Origin of the sequence: Variovorax sp. OK212 (assembly GCF_900112425.1) — a bacterium.
Classification (GTDB): Bacteria; Pseudomonadota; Gammaproteobacteria; order Burkholderiales; family Burkholderiaceae_C; genus Variovorax.
Window position 1 is genome coordinate 446,371 of sequence record NZ_FOLP01000001.1, and the last position, 16,921, is coordinate 463,291.

General features: G+C 67.4%; 14 protein-coding genes and 1 pseudogene. 11 read left to right on the plus strand and 4 right to left on the minus strand.

Annotation, left to right across the window (positions count from 1 at the left end):
- Complete coding sequence (locus BM004_RS01980) at nucleotides 1–960, minus strand: LysR family transcriptional regulator (protein WP_093210968.1); 960 nt, start codon at nucleotides 958–960, stop codon at nucleotides 1–3.
- Between the two features lie 143 nt (nucleotides 961–1,103).
- Here BM004_RS01980 and BM004_RS01985 point away from each other — a divergent pair, with 143 nt between their 5' ends.
- The 10 genes from BM004_RS01985 to BM004_RS02030 all read left to right on the plus strand — a co-directional run bounded on the left by BM004_RS01985 (nucleotide 1,104) and on the right by BM004_RS02030 (nucleotide 14,123).
- Nucleotides 1,104–2,570 (plus strand): aldehyde dehydrogenase family protein, encoded by a 1,467-nt coding sequence (locus tag BM004_RS01985; protein WP_093126760.1) that lies wholly within the window; start codon nucleotides 1,104–1,106, stop codon nucleotides 2,568–2,570.
- A gap of 59 nt (nucleotides 2,571–2,629) precedes the next feature.
- The gene (locus BM004_RS01990; protein ID WP_093125683.1) at nucleotides 2,630–3,595 is read left to right on the plus strand and encodes an ABC transporter substrate-binding protein; all 966 of its coding nucleotides are present in this window, start codon (nucleotides 2,630–2,632) and stop codon (nucleotides 3,593–3,595) included.
- Nucleotides 3,596–3,607: 12 nt separating this feature from the next.
- Complete coding sequence (gene chvE, locus BM004_RS01995; RefSeq protein WP_093125680.1) at nucleotides 3,608–4,678, plus strand: multiple monosaccharide ABC transporter substrate-binding protein; 1,071 nt, start codon at nucleotides 3,608–3,610, stop codon at nucleotides 4,676–4,678.
- Nucleotides 4,679–4,719: 41 nt separating this feature from the next.
- Nucleotides 4,720–6,246 carry a multiple monosaccharide ABC transporter ATP-binding protein gene (gene mmsA, locus BM004_RS02000; RefSeq protein ID WP_093211961.1) on the plus strand — a complete coding sequence of 509 codons (1,527 nt, stop codon included), beginning with the start codon at nucleotides 4,720–4,722 and terminating at the stop codon, nucleotides 6,244–6,246.
- Complete coding sequence (gene mmsB / locus BM004_RS02005; protein ID WP_093210970.1) at nucleotides 6,233–7,453, plus strand: multiple monosaccharide ABC transporter permease; 1,221 nt, start codon at nucleotides 6,233–6,235, stop codon at nucleotides 7,451–7,453. Before mmsA ends, mmsB begins: the two co-directional genes overlap by 14 nt.
- Nucleotides 7,454–7,459: 6 nt before the next feature.
- Nucleotides 7,460–8,983, plus strand: a complete 1,524-nt coding sequence (locus BM004_RS02010) for a sugar ABC transporter ATP-binding protein (RefSeq protein WP_093210972.1) — start codon at nucleotides 7,460–7,462, stop codon at nucleotides 8,981–8,983.
- A gap of 309 nt (nucleotides 8,984–9,292) precedes the next feature.
- On the plus strand, nucleotides 9,293–10,327 hold the full coding sequence (locus BM004_RS02015) for an ABC transporter permease (RefSeq protein WP_093211963.1): 1,035 nt from the start codon (nucleotides 9,293–9,295) through the stop codon (nucleotides 10,325–10,327).
- Nucleotides 10,324–11,370 carry a galactofuranose ABC transporter, permease protein YjfF gene (yjfF, locus tag BM004_RS02020; RefSeq protein ID WP_093125673.1) on the plus strand — a complete coding sequence of 349 codons (1,047 nt, stop codon included), beginning with the start codon at nucleotides 10,324–10,326 and terminating at the stop codon, nucleotides 11,368–11,370. The genes BM004_RS02015 and yjfF overlap by 4 nt, the downstream gene beginning before the upstream one ends.
- Nucleotides 11,371–11,424: 54 nt before the next feature.
- The gene (locus tag BM004_RS02025; RefSeq protein ID WP_093125670.1) at nucleotides 11,425–13,185 is read left to right on the plus strand and encodes an IlvD/Edd family dehydratase; all 1,761 of its coding nucleotides are present in this window, start codon (nucleotides 11,425–11,427) and stop codon (nucleotides 13,183–13,185) included.
- Nucleotides 13,186–13,205: 20 nt separating this feature from the next.
- Complete coding sequence (locus tag BM004_RS02030; RefSeq protein WP_093210974.1) at nucleotides 13,206–14,123, plus strand: dihydrodipicolinate synthase family protein; 918 nt, start codon at nucleotides 13,206–13,208, stop codon at nucleotides 14,121–14,123.
- A gap of 73 nt (nucleotides 14,124–14,196) precedes the next feature.
- Here BM004_RS02030 and BM004_RS02035 read toward each other — a convergent pair.
- Nucleotides 14,197–15,063, minus strand: a pseudogene (locus BM004_RS02035) (LysR family transcriptional regulator); the annotation flags it as partial.
- A gap of 120 nt (nucleotides 15,064–15,183) precedes the next feature.
- Between BM004_RS02035 and BM004_RS02040 the strand changes: the two are divergent.
- The gene (locus BM004_RS02040) at nucleotides 15,184–15,963 is read left to right on the plus strand and encodes an SDR family NAD(P)-dependent oxidoreductase (RefSeq protein ID WP_093210976.1); all 780 of its coding nucleotides are present in this window, start codon (nucleotides 15,184–15,186) and stop codon (nucleotides 15,961–15,963) included.
- A gap of 23 nt (nucleotides 15,964–15,986) precedes the next feature.
- On the opposite strand, the gene BM004_RS02045 is transcribed toward BM004_RS02040, so the two are convergent.
- Both BM004_RS02045 and BM004_RS02050 read right to left on the minus strand, forming a co-directional pair.
- Entirely contained in the window at nucleotides 15,987–16,241 is a 255-nt protein-coding gene (locus BM004_RS02045) for a hypothetical protein (protein WP_093125665.1), read from the minus strand.
- A gap of 170 nt (nucleotides 16,242–16,411) precedes the next feature.
- On the minus strand, nucleotides 16,412–16,918 hold the full coding sequence (locus tag BM004_RS02050) for a hypothetical protein (RefSeq protein WP_093210978.1): 507 nt from the start codon (nucleotides 16,916–16,918) through the stop codon (nucleotides 16,412–16,414).
- Nucleotides 16,919–16,921 lie beyond the last annotated feature (3 nt).

A 16,921-nucleotide genomic window follows, 5' to 3' on the forward strand; every position in this document is an offset into this window, starting at 1 on the left:
TCAGCTCATGTCGAGTTTGCGACCGTACACGCTCATGCTCGCGGTCTTCAGCGCCTTCATCATCACCTTGGCGGCCGGCGACAGCAGCCGGTCGGTGCGCGTGATGATGCCGAAGGCGTCCATGTGGCAGGGCATGTCCAGCGGCAGCAGCGACACGATGCCGTGCGCCGCGTAGTAGCGCGCCACGTCGGTCGCCAGCACGGCCACCATGTCGCTCTGCTGCAGCATGCGCGTGATGAACAGCAGCGCCGAGCTCTCGATGGTGTTGGTCGGCGGCGCCAGGCCTTCTTCCTGGAACATGAGCTCGAAGCGGTGGCGCAGCACGCTGCCCGCGGGCGGCACGATCCAGCCGGCGCTCACCACGTCGCGCAGCGTGAGGTTGCTCACGCCCAGCAGCGGGTGGCCGGGGCGCACCAGCGCGCACACGGGTTCCTCGGTGAGCGCCTCGTAGCGCAGCTGCGACTTGTCGTGCTCGGCGAACAGCCGCGCCACCAGGATGTCGAGCTTGCCCTGCTCGAGCCGCTCGATCAGCACCGGGCTGGTCTCGATCTCCAGCGACACGCGCAGGTCGGGCTGCTCGCGCTTGACCATGGCCACGGCCGGCGGCATCAGCGTGAGGCCCGGCGCGGTGATGGTGCCCACGCTCACCTGGCCGAAGCGCCCGGCCTTCAGCGCGGTGAGCTCGTCGTGCGCCTGGTTCAGGCTGGCCAGCGCCACGCGGGCGTGGCGGATCATGGTCTCGCCGTACCAGGTCGGGCGCATGCCGCGCGGCAGCCGGTCGAACAGCGGCACCTCCAGCACGTCCTCCAGGTCCTTCAGCAGCTTGGAGGCCGCGGGCTGCGTCATGTTGAGCACCTGCGCGGCGCGGTGGATGTTGCCTTCCTCGGCCAGCGCGACCAGCAACAGCAGTTGCCGGGTCTTGAGCCGGGCGCGGATGAACCAGTGGTTGTAGTTGGTCATTTCTGTGAAAACGAAGGTCTGACCGGGTTTTCCAGAATCCGGCGATCGATATGCATTTTGTCGAAAAAACGATTGGATCGATATCGATTCTGTTCCTAGACTTGCCTCAGATCCAGAACAACAGAGACAAGGGCCACGCCACGGTGATTCACGGCGAGATCCATCAGAACGTGCGGCAGTACATCAACGGCCGCTGGGAAACCAGCGCGACCACCGGTGTGAGCGCCAATCCCTCGGACACCAGCGAAGTGGTGGCCGAGTACGCGCGCGCCGACCGCCGCCAGGCCGAGTTCGCCATTCGCGCCGCCACCGAGGCCTTTCCGCACTGGAGCCACAGCACGCCGCAGCGGCGCGCCGACGTGCTCGACCGCATCGGCGCCGAGCTGCTCGCCCGCAAGGACGACCTGGGCCTGCTGCTGGCACGCGAAGAGGGCAAGACCTTGCCCGAGGCCGTGGCCGAGGTGGCGCGCGCGGGCCAGATCTTCAAGTTCTTCGCGGGCGAAGCCTTTCGTGGCGGCGCCGGCGGCGGTGGCAGCGAGAACGTGGCCTCGGCGCGCGCGGGCGTGCAGGTCGACGTCACGCGCGAACCGGTGGGCGTGGTCGGGCTCATCACGCCGTGGAACTCGCCCTTCGTCATTCCCGCCTGGAAGATCGCGCCCGCGCTGGCCCATGGCAACAGCGTGGTGTTCAAGCCGGCCGAACTGGTGCCGGCCTGCGGCTGGGCGCTGGCCGAGATCATCAGCCGCGCTGCCTTGCCGGCCGGCGCGTTCAACCTCGTCATGGGCAGCGGCCGCGAAGTGGGGCAGGCGCTGGTCGACAGCGCGCTGGTCGATGCGCTGAGCTTCACCGGTTCGGCCGCCAACGGCGAGCGCGTGCTGCAGGCGGCCGCCGCGCGGCGCGCCAAGGTGCAGCTCGAAACCGGCGGCAAGAACGCCTTGGTGGTGCTGGCCGACGCCGACCTCGACCGCGCCGTCGACTGCGCGGTGCAGGGCGCCTACTTCTCCGCCGGCCAGCGCTGCACGGCGTCGAGCCGGCTCATCGTCGAGGCCGCGGTGCACGACGCTTTCGTCGCCAGGCTGCGCCAGCGCCTGAAGACACTGACGATCGGCCACGCGCTGGAGCGCGGCGTCGACATCGGCCCGGTGGCCGACGAAGAGCGACTGGCGCAGAACCTGGCCTGGGTTGGCATCGCGCGCGAAGAAGGGGCCGAGCACGTGTGGGGCGGCGAGGCGCTGCAGCGCGCCACCGCCGGCCACTACATGAGCCCCGCGCTGTTCCTGGCCAAGCCCGCGCACCGCATCGCGCGCGAGGAAATCTTCGGCCCGCTGGCCTGCGTGCTGCGCGCGGACGACTACGACGAAGCGCTGGCGCTGTGCAACGACACGCCCTTCGGCCTGTGCGCGGGCATCTGCACCAATTCGCTCAAGCACGCCATGCACTTCAGGCGCCATGCCGTGGTCGGCATGACGATGGTCAATCTGCCGACCGCGGGGGTCGACTTTCACGTGCCCTTCGGCGGACGCAAGGGGTCGGGCTACGGGCCGCGCGAACAAGGTCGCCACGCCGCGGAGTTCTACACGACGGTGAAGACCGGCTACATGCTGGCCTGACCCACCACAACGGTTCTCGATCGGTTCTCAACAAGCAAGTCAACAGAAGGAGACATCCCATGACCATGAATCGCCGCACCCTCAACACCGCGCTCGCCGCTGCCGCCTTGAGCGGCCTGCTGCCCGTGTCCGCCCTCGCGCAGAAGAAGCTCGTGCTGGGCTTCGCGCAGGTCGGCGCCGAAAGCGAATGGCGCACCGCCAACACCGAGTCGATCAAGTCGTCCGCCAAGGACGCGGGCATCGAGCTGAAGTTCTCCGACGCGCAGCAGAAGCAGGAAAACCAGATCAAGGCCATCCGCTCCTACATCGCGCAGAAGGTCGACGTGATCGCCTTCTCGCCCGTGGTCGAGTCGGGCTGGGAAACCGTGCTGCGCGAGGCCAAGGCCGCCAAGATCCCGGTGGTGCTGACCGACCGCTCCGTCAACACCAAGGACGACTCGCTGTACGTGACCTTCATGGGTTCGGACTTCACCGAGGAAGGCCGCAAGGCCGGGCGCTGGCTGGTCGAGAAGATGAAGGACCAGAAGGGCGAGGTGAACATCGTCGAGCTGCAGGGCACCGTGGGCTCGGCGCCGGCCATCGACCGCAAGAAGGGCTTCGAGGAAATCATCAAGGCCGACCCGAAGTTCAAGATCATCCGCTCGCAGACCGGCGACTTCACGCGCGCCAAGGGCAAGGAAGTGATGGAAGCCTTCCTGAAGGCCGAGGGCAAGAAGATCAACGTGCTCTACGCGCACAACGACGACATGGCCATCGGCGCGATCCAGGCCATCGAGGAGGCGGGCCTGAAGCCGGCCAAGGACATCACCATCATCTCGATCGACGGGGTGAAGGGCGCCTTCGAAGCCATGATCGCCGGCAAGCTCAACGTGTCGGTCGAATGCAGCCCGCTGCTCGGGCCGCAGCTGATGCAGGCGGTGAAGGACATCAAGGACGGCAAGACGCTGCCCAAGCGCATCGTCACGGTGGAAAGCATCTTCCCCATGGAAGTCGCTGCCAAAGAGTTCCCCAACCGCAAGTACTGAGGAAGACCCGACATGAAACGCAACTTCCTCAAGGCGTCGCTCGCGGGCGTCGCACTGGCCATCGTCGGCTTCACGCCCCTGGCCAACGCGCAGGACAAGGGCCTGATCGCCATCTCGATGCCCACCAAGTCGTCGGCACGCTGGATCGCCGACGGCGCCAACATGGCCAAGTACTTCAAGGACAAGGGCTACAAGACCGACCTGCAGTACGCCGACGACGACATCCCGAACCAGCTCGCGCAGATCGAGAACATGGTGACCAAGGGCTCCAAGGTGCTGGTGATCGCGGCCATCGACGGCACCACGCTGTCCGACGTGCTGCAGAAGGCGGCCGACAAGGGCGTGAAGGTCATCGCGTACGACCGGCTCATCAAGGGCTCGAAGAACGTCGACTACTACGCCACCTTCGACAACTTCCAGGTCGGCGTGCTGCAGGCGCAGTCGATCGAGAACGCGCTGGGGCTCAAGAGCGGCAAGGGTCCGTTCAACATCGAGCTGTTCGGCGGCTCGCCCGACGACAACAACGCCTTCTTCTTCTACAACGGCGCGCTCTCGGTGCTCAAGCCCTACATCGACAGCGGCAAGCTGGTGGTGCGCAGCAAGCAGATGGGCATGGAGAAGGTCGGCACCTTGCGCTGGGACGGCGCGGTGGCGCAGGCGCGCATGGACAACCTGCTGTCGGCCTACTACACCAAGGACCGCGTCGATGCCGTGCTGTCGCCCTACGACGGGCTGTCCATCGGCATCCTGTCGTCGCTCAAGGGCGTGGGCTACGGCTCGGCCTCGCAGCCGATGCCCATCGTGTCGGGGCAGGACGCCGAGGTGCCTTCGGTGAAGTCGATCCTGCGCAAGGAGCAGACCTCCACCGTGTTCAAGGACACGCGCGAGCTGGCGAAGGTGACGGTGGCCATGGTGGACGCGATGCTCTCGGGAAAGACGCCCGAGGTGAACGACACCAAGACCTACAACAACGGCATCAAGGTGGTGCCGTCGTACCTGCTGAAGCCGGTGAGCGTGGACGCCTCGAACTGGAAGACGGTGCTGGTCGACAGCGGCTACTACAAGGAAAGCCAGATCAAGTGAGCAACGAAGGAAGCAGCGCGGGTGCCGGCGCCATCCTCGAGATGCGCGGCATCACCAAGACCTTTCCCGGCGTGAAGGCGCTGAGCAACGTCAACCTCGGCGTGCGCGCCGGGGAGATCCACGCGGTGGTCGGCGAGAACGGCGCGGGCAAGTCGACGCTCATGAAGGTGCTGAGTGGCGTCTACCCGTGCGACTCGTACGAGGGAGAGATCCACTTCGAGGGCGAGGTGCGCCGCTTCCGGGGCATTGCGGACAGCGAGAAGCTCGGCATCATCATCATTCACCAGGAACTGGCGCTGGTGCCGCTGCTGTCGATTGCCGAGAACATCTTCCTGGGCAACGAGATCGCCAGCGGCGGCGTGATCGACTGGTTCGCCGCCTATGCGAAGACGCGCGAGCTGCTCGCCAAGGTGGGCCTGAAGGAGCCGCCCACCACGCTGGTGACCGACCTGGGCGTGGGCAAGCAGCAGCTGGTGGAAATCGCCAAGGCGCTGGCCAAGGAGGTGAAGCTGCTGATCCTGGACGAGCCCACCGCCAGCCTCAACGAGAACGACAGCGACGCGCTGCTCATGCTGCTGCTCGAGCTCAAGCGCCAGGGCATCGCGTCGATCCTCATCTCGCACAAGCTCAACGAGATCGCCAAGGTGGCCGACTCGGTGACGGTGCTGCGCGACGGCGCCACGGTGGAGACCATGGACTGCCGCGGCCAGCCGATCAGCGAGGACCGCATCATCCGCGACATGGTGGGGCGCGACATGGCGCACCGCTATCCGCAGCGCGCGCCGAAGATCGGCGCCACCGTGTTCGAGGTGCGCGACTGGCGCGTGCACCACGCGCTGCACGCCGACCGCGAACAGATCAAGGGCGTGAGCCTGACCGTGCGCCAGGGCGAGATCGTGGGCATTGCCGGCCTCATGGGCGCAGGCCGCACCGAGCTGGCCATGAGCATGTTCGGCAAGTCCTACGGCCAGCGCATCAGCGGCTCGGTGCACATGCACGGCAAGCCGGTGGACGTGAGCACCGTGCGCAAGGCCATCGACCACGGCATTGCCTACGTGACCGAAGACCGCAAGGGCCTGGGGCTGGTGCTGGAGGAAGACATCCGCAAGAACATCAGCCTGGCCAACCTGGACGCGATCGCCGATTCGTCGGTGATCGACAGCGGCCGCGAGTTCAAAGTGGCCAACGAGTACCGCAAGGCGCTCAACATCCGCTGTTCGGGCGTCGAGCAGCTGGTGGTCAACCTGTCGGGCGGCAACCAGCAGAAGGTGGTACTGAGCAAGTGGCTCTTCACCAAGCCCGAGCTGCTGATTCTCGACGAGCCCACGCGCGGCATCGACGTGGGCGCCAAGTACGAGATCTACACCATCATCGACCAGCTCGCGAGCGAGGGCAAAGGCATTCTCATGATCTCTTCGGAACTGCCGGAACTGCTCGGCATGTGCGACCGCATCTACGTGATGAACGAGGGGCGCTTCGTGGCCGAGTTCACGGCGGCCGAAGCCTCGCAGGAACGCATCATGCACGCCATCGTGAGCGCGGGGAGCAGTGTCCATGCAGCAGCCTGAAGTCAACGCGGTGAAGGCCGCCGTGCCAATGACCGATGCGCCGAAGCTGCATGCCGGCTTCCTGAAGAACAACCTGCGCGAGTACGGCATGCTGATCTCGCTGGTCGCGATCATGGTGCTGTTCCAGGTGCTGACCGACGGCACGCTGCTGCGCCCGCTGAACCTCACCAACCTGCTGCTGCAGAACAGCTACGTGGTCATCATGGCGCTGGGCATGCTGCTGGTGATCGTGGCCGGGCACATCGATTTGTCGGTGGGCTCGGTGTGCGGCTTCATCGGCGCGCTGGCGGCGGTGCTGATGGTGGAGTACGAGTGGCACTTCGTGCCCACGGCCATCGTGAGCATCCTGGCGGGCGCGGTCATCGGCGCGGCGCAGGGCTGGTTCGTGGCGTTTCGCAAGATACCGTCGTTCATCGTCACGCTCGCGGGCATGCTGGTGTTCAAGGGGCTCACGCTGGCGCTGCTGGCGGGGCAGTCGGTGGGGCCTTTTCCGGAGGCGTTCCAGCGGCTGAGCTCGGGCTTCATTCCCGATCCGCTGGGCGGCGGCGGTGCGGGCGGCCTGCGCACCACATCGCTGGTCGTCGGCGCGCTGGCCGCCGCGGCGCTGGTGTTCTTCAAGCTGCGCGGGCGCGCCAAGCTGGCGGCGCACGGCATGGAGCAGGAGCCGTATGCGTTCTTCCTGGTGAAGAACCTGTTCTTTGCGGCCATCATCCTGTTCTTCAGCTACCTGCTCTCGACCTACAAGGGCCTGCCCAACGTGCTCATCGTGATGGCGGTGCTGATCGTGGTGTACGACTTCGTCACCAACCGCACCACCATCGGCCGGCGCATCTATGCGCTGGGCGGCAACGAGAAGGCGGCGCGGCTGTCGGGCGTGAAGACGCAGCGCCTCGCGTTCCTCACCTTCGTGAACATGGGCGCGCTCGCGGCGCTGGCCGGGCTGGTGTTCGCGGCGCGGCTCAACACGGCCACGCCCAAGGCGGGCCTGGGCTTCGAGCTCGACGTGATCGCGGCCTGCTTCATCGGCGGCGCATCGGCCTCGGGCGGCGTGGGCCGGGTGATGGGCGCGGTCATCGGCGCCTTCATCATGGGCGTGATGAACAACGGCATGTCGATCCTGGGCATCGGCATCGACTACCAGCAGGTCATCAAGGGCCTGGTGCTGCTGGCGGCGGTGTTCATCGACGTCTACAACAAGAACAAGTAGCAGCGCATGACCGACGGCACCGCCAACCGCCCCGTGCTCGCGCTTCGGGGCATCCACAAGCAGTTCGGCGGCATCCCGGTGCTGCGCGACGTACAGCTGAACCTGTACCCCGGCGAGATCCACGCGCTGATGGGGCAGAACGGCGCCGGCAAGTCGACGCTCATCAAGGTGCTGACGGGCGTGCTGCCGTCCAGCGGCGGCGAGATCGCCCTGGACGGCCGGCCGATCCACCCGGCCTCGCCGCTCGATGCGCAGAAGCTGGGCATCAGCACGGTCTACCAGGAGGTGAACCTGTGCCCCAATTTGTCGGTGGCGGAGAACGTGTTCGCGGGGCGCTATCCGCGCCGCGGCGTGGCGCAGGGGTTTCGCATCGACTGGGCCGCGGTGAACCGGCGCGCCGAGGAGCTGCTGGCGCGCATCGGCCTGGACATCGACGTGACGCGGCTGCTGTCGAGCTACTCGGTGGCGGTGCAGCAGATGGTGGCGATTGCGCGCGCGCTGGGCGTGTCGTCGAAGGTGCTGATCCTCGACGAGCCGACCTCGAGCCTGGACGACGACGAGGTGGAGAAGCTGTTCGAGGTGCTGCGGCGCTTGCGCGGCGAAGGGCTGGCCATCGTCTTCGTGACGCACTTTCTCAACCAGATGTACGCAGTGTCGGACCGCATCACGGTGCTGCGCAACGGCAGCTGGATCGGCGAATGGCGCGCGGCGGACCTGGGGCCGCAGGCGCTGATCGCGGCGATGCTCGGGCGCGAGCTGGCGGCGCAGTCGGCACGCCCGGCGGCATTGCCCGCGTTCGATGAAGCGGCGCCGGCATTGCTTCAGGCCGAAGGCCTGGGCCAGGCCGGCCAGCTGCAGGCGACCGACCTGCGCGTGCGCGCGGGCGAGGTCGTCGGCATCGCCGGCCTGCTGGGCGCGGGCCGCACGGAGTTGGCACGGTTGCTGTTCGGCCTCGAAACACCGGACCGCGGCGTGCTGAAGGTCGACGGCCGTTCGGTCGGTTTCTCGAACCCCGCCGACGCCATTCGCGAGGGTCTGGCGCTGTGCCCCGAAGAGCGCAAGACCGACGGCATCGTCTCCGAACTGTCGGTGCGCGAGAACATCGCGCTGGCACTGCAGGCGCGCCTTGGCGCCAGGCGCTTCCTGTCGCATGCCGAGCAGACCGAGATGGCCGAGCGCTTCGTCAAGTCGCTGGGCATCAAGACCGCGAGCGTCGAAACGCCCATCGGCCTGCTCTCGGGCGGCAACCAGCAGAAGGCCATGATCGCGCGCTGGCTCGCGACGGAGCCGCGGCTGTTGATCCTGGACGAGCCCACGCGCGGCATCGACGTGGCAGCCAAGCAGGAAATCATGGAAGAGATCCTGCGGCTCGCGAAGGCGGGCATGGCGGTGATCTTCATCTCGTCGGAAATGAGCGAAGTGGTGCGCGTGGCGCACCGCATCGTGGTGCTGCGCGACCGGAAGAAGGTGGGGGAGCTGCCGGGCGGCAGTTCGGAGGACGAGGTCTACGAAATGATTGCAGCCGCATGAAACGCGCCGTCTTCCTGTCTGTCTCCCTCCCCTCCCGGGGGAGGGTCGGGGTGGGGGCGCGCGGCCTCCAATACTGCGCGGCGGTAAAGGCCTCTTGCCCCCATCCCAGCCTTCCCCCGGAAGGGGAAGGAGCAAGGCCGAAGACATGACACGCATCTCATTGCTCATGGGTCACCGCCTGTCCCTGTCTTTCTCCCTCCCCTCCCGGGGGAGGGTCGGGTTGGGGGCGCGCGGCCTCCAACACTGCGCGGGGGTGAAGACCGCTTGCCCCCATCCCAGCCTTCCCCCGGAAGGGGAAGGAGCAAATCCATGACACGCCTCTCATCGCTCATGAGCCATCGGCTCGCCTGGCCCATCGTCACGCTGCTGCTCCTGCTCGCGGTCAACACCGCCTTCAACGCCAGCTTCCTGCATCTCGAATGGCGAGACGGCCATCTCTACGGCAGCCTGATCGACATCCTCAACCGCGCGGCGCCGCTGGTGCTGGTGTCGCTGGGCATGACACTGGTGATCGCCACGCGTGGCATTGACATCTCGGTGGGCGCAGTGGTGGCCATCGCAGCGGCACTCGCGGCCTGGATGATCGGCGGCTCGGTGGCCAACGACGTCAGCCGCTTCCCGATGCCGCTCGCCATCCTCGCGGCCATCGGCATCGCGCTGCTGTGCGGCCTGTGGAACGGCCTGCTGGTGGCCAAGGTGGGCATGCAACCGATCATCGCGACGCTGATCCTGATGGTGGCCGGCCGCGGCATCGCGCAGCTCATCGCCGACGGGCAGATCATCACGATCTACTACAAGCCCTTCTTCTTCCTCGGCAGCGGCTACCTGCTGGGCTTGCCGTTCTCGCTGTTCATCGTGGCGGCGGTGTTCGTGCTGCTGTACCTGGCGATCACGCGCACGGCGCTGGGCCTGTTCATCCAGGCGGTGGGCATCAACCCGACGGCGGCGCGCGTGGCGGGCGTGCAGGCGCGGCGGCTGGTCGTCGGGGCCTATGCGTTCTGCGGTGCGTGCGCCGGCGTGGCGGGGCTGTTGATCAGCTCCAACGTGAAGAGCGCGGACGGCAACAACGCGGGCCAGCTCATCGAGCTCGACGCGATCCTGGCCGTGACGCTGGGCGGCACGGCGCTGACCGGCGGGCGCTTCAGCCTGGTGGGCAGCGTGATCGGCGCGCTGATCATCCAGACGCTGACCTATGCGATCTATTCATTGGGCGTGCCGCCGGAGATCAACCTCGTCGTGAAGGCGGGCGTGGTGTTCGCGGTGATGCTGCTGCAGTCGCCGGAGTTCAGGGCGGAGGTAAGGTCGCTGGTGCAGCGGCCGGCGCATGAAGGGGGACGGGCATGAGCGCGGTGATCGATTCGGCACCCTCACCCCAGCCCTCTCCCGCAAGCGGGAGAGGGGGCAAGACCCAGGGCAAGCGAAGGGGAGGGCTCAACCCGAAGTACCTGCCGCTGGCGGCGACCATTTCGCTGTTCGTGCTGGTGGCCACGCTGGGTTCGGTGTTCTACGACGGCTTCTTCTCGGCGCAGGTGTTCCTCAACCTGCTGATCGACAACGCCTTCCTGATCGTCGTGGCCGTGGGCATGACCTTCGTGATTCTCTCGGGCGGCATCGACCTGTCGGTGGGCTCGGTGATTGCGCTCACCACCATGGTGTCGGCCTCGCTGGTCGAGAAGCACGGCTGGAGCCCCGGCATCGTGATTCCGCTGGTGCTGGCAATGGGCACGGCCTTCGGCGCGTTCATGGGCCTGCTGATCGAACGCTACCGGCTGCAGCCCTTCATCGTCACGCTGGCCGGCATGTTCCTGGCGCGCGGGCTGTGCTACCTGATCAGCATCGATTCGATCAGCATCACCAACGAGTTCTACTCCGAGGTCTCGCAGATCCGCATTCCGATCTGGGGCGAGGCCTCGGTGTCGATCAGCGCGGTGATCGCGGTGGCGGTGCTGCTGGCGGCGGTGTTCGTGGCGCACTGCACGCCCTTCGGCCGCGCGGTGTACGCCATCGGCGGCAGCGAGCATTCGGCCATGCTGATGGGCCTGCCGGTGCGCCGCACGCTCATCGGCGTGTACACGCTCTCGGGCTTCTGCTCGGCGCTGGCCGGCGTGATCTTCACCTTCTACATGCTTTCGGGCTACGGCCTGCACGCGGTGGGGCTGGAGCTCGACGCCATCGCGGCGGTGGTGATCGGCGGCACGCTGCTCACCGGCGGCGTGGGCTACGTGGCGGGCACGCTGTTCGGCGTGCTGATGCTCGGGATCATCCAGACGCTGATCTCCTTCGATGGCACGCTGAGTTCGTGGTGGACCCGCATCGTGGTGGGCGCGCTGCTGTTCGTGTTCTGCCTGCTGCAGCGCTTCTTCACCTCGCGCGCCCCGCGGCGCTGACGGCCTTCCTGCCTCCTTTTTCTCTTTCTTCTCTCGCACTCAGGACACTTCCGCATGCCGGACCCCACCTCCAAGAACCCCCCGAAGAAGCTGCGCTCCACCGAATGGTTCGGGTCGGCCGACAAGAACGGCTTCATGTACCGCAGCTGGATGAAGAACCAGGGCATTCCGGACCACGAGTTCGATGGCCGCCCGATCATCGGCATCTGCAACACCTGGTCGGAGCTGACGCCGTGCAACGCGCACTTCCGCAAGATCGCCGAGCACGTGAAGCGCGGCATCTCGGAGGCGGGCGGTTTTCCGGTGGAGTTCCCGGTGTTCTCCAACGGCGAGTCGAACCTGCGGCCCACGGCCATGCTCACGCGCAACCTCGCGAGCATGGACGTGGAGGAAGCCATCCGCGGCAACCCGGTCGACGCGGTGGTGCTGCTCACGGGCTGCGACAAGACCACGCCCGCGCTGCTGATGGGCGCGGCGAGCTGCGACATCCCGGCCATCGTGGTCACGGGCGGGCCGATGCTCAACGGCAAGCTCGAAGGCAAGAACATCGGTTCGGGCACGGCCGTGTGGCAGCTGCACGAGTCGCTGAAGGCGGGCGAGATCAACCTGCACCAGTTCCTGTCGGCCGAAGGCGGCATGTCGCGTTCGGCAGGCACCTGCAACACGATGGGCACGGCCTCCACCATGGCCTGCATGGCCGAGGCGCTGGGCACTTCGCTGCCGCACAACGCGGCCATTCCGGCGGTGGATGCGCGGCGCTACGTGCTCGCGCAGATGTCGGGCATGCGCGCGGTGCAGATGGCGAAGGACGGGCTCACGCTGTCGAAGATCCTCACGCGCGAGGCTTTCGAGAACGCCATCCGCGTGAACGCGGCCATCGGCGGATCGACCAACGCGGTGATCCACCTGAAGGCGATCGCGGGGCGCATCGGCGTCGAGCTGGAGCTGGAAGACTGGACGCGCATCGGCAGCCACACGCCGACCATCGTCGACCTGATGCCCTCGGGCCGCTTCCTCATGGAGGAGTTCTATTACGCCGGCGGCCTGCCCGCCGTGCTGCGCCGGCTGGGCGAGAACGGGCTGCTGCCGCACCCCGGCGCGCTCACGGTCAACGGCCAGTCGATCTGGGACAACGTGCGCGAGGCGCCGAGCTTCGACGACGAGGTGATCCGCCCGCTCGACAAACCGCTCATTGCCGACGGCGGCATCCGCATCCTGCGCGGCAACCTGTCGCCGCGCGGCGCGGTGCTCAAGCCCTCGGCCGCATCCCCGGAGCTGCTGAAGCACCGCGGCCGCGCGGTGGTGTTCGAGAACCTGGAGCACTACAAGGAGCGCATCGTCGACGAAGACCTCGACATCGACGCCAGCTGCGTGATGGTGCTGAAGAACTGCGGCCCCAAGGGCTACCCCGGCATGGCCGAGGTCGGCAACATGGGCCTGCCGCCCAAGCTGCTGCGCCAGGGCGTGAAGGACATGGTGCGCATCTCGGACGCACGCATGAGCGGCACGGCCTACGGCACCGTGGTGCTGCACGTGGCGCCCGAGGCGGCGGACGGCGGGCCGCTGGCGGCGGTGCGCGACGGCGACTGGATCGAGCTCGACTGCGATGCGGGGCGCCTGCACCTGGACATCAGCGACGAAGAACTGGCCGCGCGGCTCGCGTCGCTGTCGGCCGCAGACGCACAGCCGATGAGCACGCGCGGCGGCGGCTACCAGAAGCTGTACGTCAACCACGTGCTGCAGGCCGACGAAGGCTGCGACTTCGACTTTCTGGTGGGCTGCAGAGGCTCCGCCGTGCCCCGCCATTCGCATTGAATCCACAGAAGACAGACACCATGAACCCCAGATACCGCGGCATCTTTCCGGTGGTGCCCACCACCTTCACCGAACAGGGCGCGCTCGACATCGAGAGCCAGAAGCGCTGCGTCGACTTCATGATCGACGCGGGCTCCGACGGCCTGTGCATCCTGGCGAATTTCTCCGAACAGTTCGTGCTGTCCGACGAAGAGCGCGAAGTGCTCACGCGCGAGATCCTCGAACACGTGAAGGGCCGCGTGCCGGTGATCGTGACCACCACGCACTACAGCACCAAGGTGTGCGCGGAGCGCAGCCGGCGCGCGCAGGACATGGGCGCGGCCATGCTGATGGTGATGCCGCCGTACCACGGCGCGACCTTCCGCGTGCCCGAGCCGCAGATCTTTGAGTTCTATGCGCGGCTGTCGGACGCGGTGGGCATTCCCGTCATGGTCCAGGACGCACCGGCCAGCGGCACGGTGCTGTCGGCGCCGTTTCTTGCGCGCATGGCCAAGGAGATCGAGCAGGTGGCGTACTTCAAGATCGAGACGCCCGGCGCGGCCGCCAAGCTGCGCGAGCTGATCCGCCTGGGCGGCGACGCCATCGAAGGGCCGTGGGACGGCGAGGAAGCCATCACGCTGATGCCCGACCTCGATGCCGGTGCCACCGGTTCGATGACGGGTGGCGGCTACCCCGACGGCATTCGCCCGATCATCGAGGCGCACCGCGCGGGCGACCGCGACAAGGCCTTTGCGCTGTACCAGCAGTGGCTGCCGCTGATCAACTACGAGAACCGGCAAGCGGGGCTGCTGGCCTGCAAGTCGCTCATGAAGGAGGGCGGCGTGATCGCTTGCGAGGCGCCGCGGCACCCGCTGCCGGCGATGCACCCCGAGACGCGCGCCGGGCTGATCGAGACGGCGAAGCGGCTCGATCCGATGGTGCTGCGCTGGGGGCACTGATGCCGTCGATGTCGCTGGTGCCGCTGGCGTTGCGGTCATCCGCGAAGTAGGGCGACAGGATCTCCGTCAGCCAGTCCATCATGGCCTGCACGCGTGGCGCGAGCTGGCGGCGGTTGGCGTACAGCAGCGACACGGGCATCGGCCGCGCGTTGAACTCCGGCATCACCAGCACCAGCGCGCCTCTCGCGGCGCTGGCCTCCAGCCCCACGGCCGGCGCCTGGATGAAGCCCAGGCCGGCCAGCGCGGCCGCCTGGTAGGCATCGGTGCCGTTCACCGTGACGGTGGCGCGCATCGGCTGCACCTTGTAGAGCCCGTCGGCGGGGTCGAGGTATTCCCAGCCCGCATCGTTCGACGCCAGCGTCTGCGCGAAGTGAACGATGCGGTGCTGCGCCAGGTCGGCCAGCGTGCGTGGCGTGCCGTGCGCCTGCAGGTAGGCCGGGCTCGCGGCATTGGCCATGCGCATGAAGCCGATCGGCCGCGCGACGAAGTCCGCATCGCCGAGCACGCCCATGCGCAGCACGCAGTCGAAGCCTTCATGCACGAGGTCGACATGGCGGTCGGTGGTGCTGATGCCGACCTCCAGCGCCGGATGCCGCGCCAGGAACTCGGGCAGCCGCGGAATGACGAAGTCGCGCGCCACCACGTTCGGCAGGTCGATGCGCAGCCGCCCGGTCAGGCCGCTGGCGTGTGGGCGGAACATGGCGGCCAGCTGCTCGCCTTCGGACAGGTACTCCTTGCAGCGCGCCAGAAAGCGCTGGCCGTCTTCGGTGAGGCGCACGCTGCGCGTGGTGCGCTGCAGCAGCCGCGTGCCGAGCCGCTCCTCGAGCTGCTGCACGGCCACCGACACGCGCGCGCGGGTCAGCCCGAGCTGGTCGGCGGCGCGGCTGAAGCTCGCGAGCTCGGCGACCCTGGAGAAGATGCGCAGTTCGTCGGCGTTCATGGCGCCAGATTGTTATCTTTTTGGATAACGGTGTGCACTGTTTCGCGGGATTTATCTGACTGGCGGTAATTCTTAAAGTCCGCTCATCGACCTGCCGATCCACCCACCGAGGACTTTGAAATGACCGCTTCCCCCCGCTCCGGCGCTTCCCGCATCGCGCTCATCACCGGCGGCAGCCGCGGCCTCGGGCGCAGTGCCGCACTGGCACTCGCGGCCGACGGCGTCGACGTGATCCTGACCTGCGTGTCGAACGAAGCCGGCGCGCAGGCGGTGGTGTCCGAGATCGAGGCGAAGGGCCGGCGCGCCGTTGCGCTGCGGCTCGACGTCGGCGACAGCAAGACCTTCCCCGCCTTCGCCGAGGCGGTGAAGGCGGCGCTGGCGGCCACGTGGCAGCGCGAGCGCTTCGACTTCCTGGTGAACAACGCCGGTGTCGGCCTGCATGCGAGCTTCGAGGAGACGACCGAAGCGCAGTTCGACATGCTCTTCAACATCCACTTCAAGGGCACCTACTTCCTCACGCAGAAGCTGCTGCCGCTGATCAACGACGGCGGACGCATCGTGAACCTGTCGTCGGGGCTGACGCGCTTCGCCATGGCCGGCGCTTCGGCGTACGCCGCGATGAAGGGCGGCGTGGAAACGCTGACGCGCTACCTCGCCAAGGAACTCGGCGCGCGCGGCATCGCGGTGAACACGATCGCGCCGGGCGCGATCGAGACCGACTTCAGCGGAGGCATGGTGCGCGACAACCCGCAGGTCAACGCCATGGTGGCCGGCTTCACCGCGCTGGGACGCGCGGGCCTGCCCGACGATGTGGGCGGTGCGATCGCCAGCGTGCTGGGAGAGGGGAATCGCTGGGTGAATGCCCAGCGCATCGAGGTGTCCGGCGGGATGCTGGTCTGAGCACGGGCGTGCCCAGCGGGTGTTCAGCTCTTCTCGAGTTCGGTGACCTGCAGCGACAGGTCGAACAGCTTGGACTTGCTGGCGTAGTAGCGGTCGAGCCGCCATTCCTTCAGGATGTCCATGGCGAGTTGGAAGCTCTTGTAGTCGAGGCTGTACAGCGTGACCAGTTCGAAGCTGCGTTCGGACTCGAGCGCCAACACGAGCTGGGCCAGGATCTTGGCCGATTCGTTGGCCGGGTCCGTTTCAATGAATCGGCGAGCGACCTTGATGGCATTCATGGGGAAGTGTTTCCTCGGTAGGCAGGGACCGAGAACTATAGCTAGCACGCCCATGCCTTTTATGACAGTCGTGTGACAACGAAGGGCATCGCCTCCACCCAGGGGCAAGCCCCGGGGAAGGTGTGGCAGGAATGGCCCGCTTCGGGTGCCCGGATGCCGGGTGCCCTGCCTCAGCGCATGGGCGCGGGCATCGGCGCGATCATCGGTGCGGGCGCACGCTCCATCGGGCGGGGCATCGGGGCCGGCATCACGGCGGGGCCAGGCATCACGACCGGCGCGGGCATCACGGTGGTGGTGACCGACTCGCGGATCACGCCGCCGCCCATCACGCTGCCGTCCACGGCCGCGCGGGTGTTGCCCGCGCCGCCGAGCACGCGGGCTTCGCAATCGGCGCGGTCGGCCGGCTGCTGCAGGCCGCAGCGCGCGAGCGCGTTGGCGCGGTAGTCGGGCGCGCCGGTGAGGCCGCCGCGCGCGGCTTCCTGGCGGGCGGCGCCGGCTTCGCGGATGCAGGCGGCACGGTCTTGCTGGTTGTGGCCGCAGACCGAAAGTTCCTGCTGGTAGATGCCGCTGCCACCGCCGTCGCCGCGGCGCGGGCCCGCCGCGGATGCGACCGTGGCGCTGGCCACGCTGCCGATGGCAAGCAGGGCGAAGATCATCGAACGGGTCTGGCTTTTCATGGT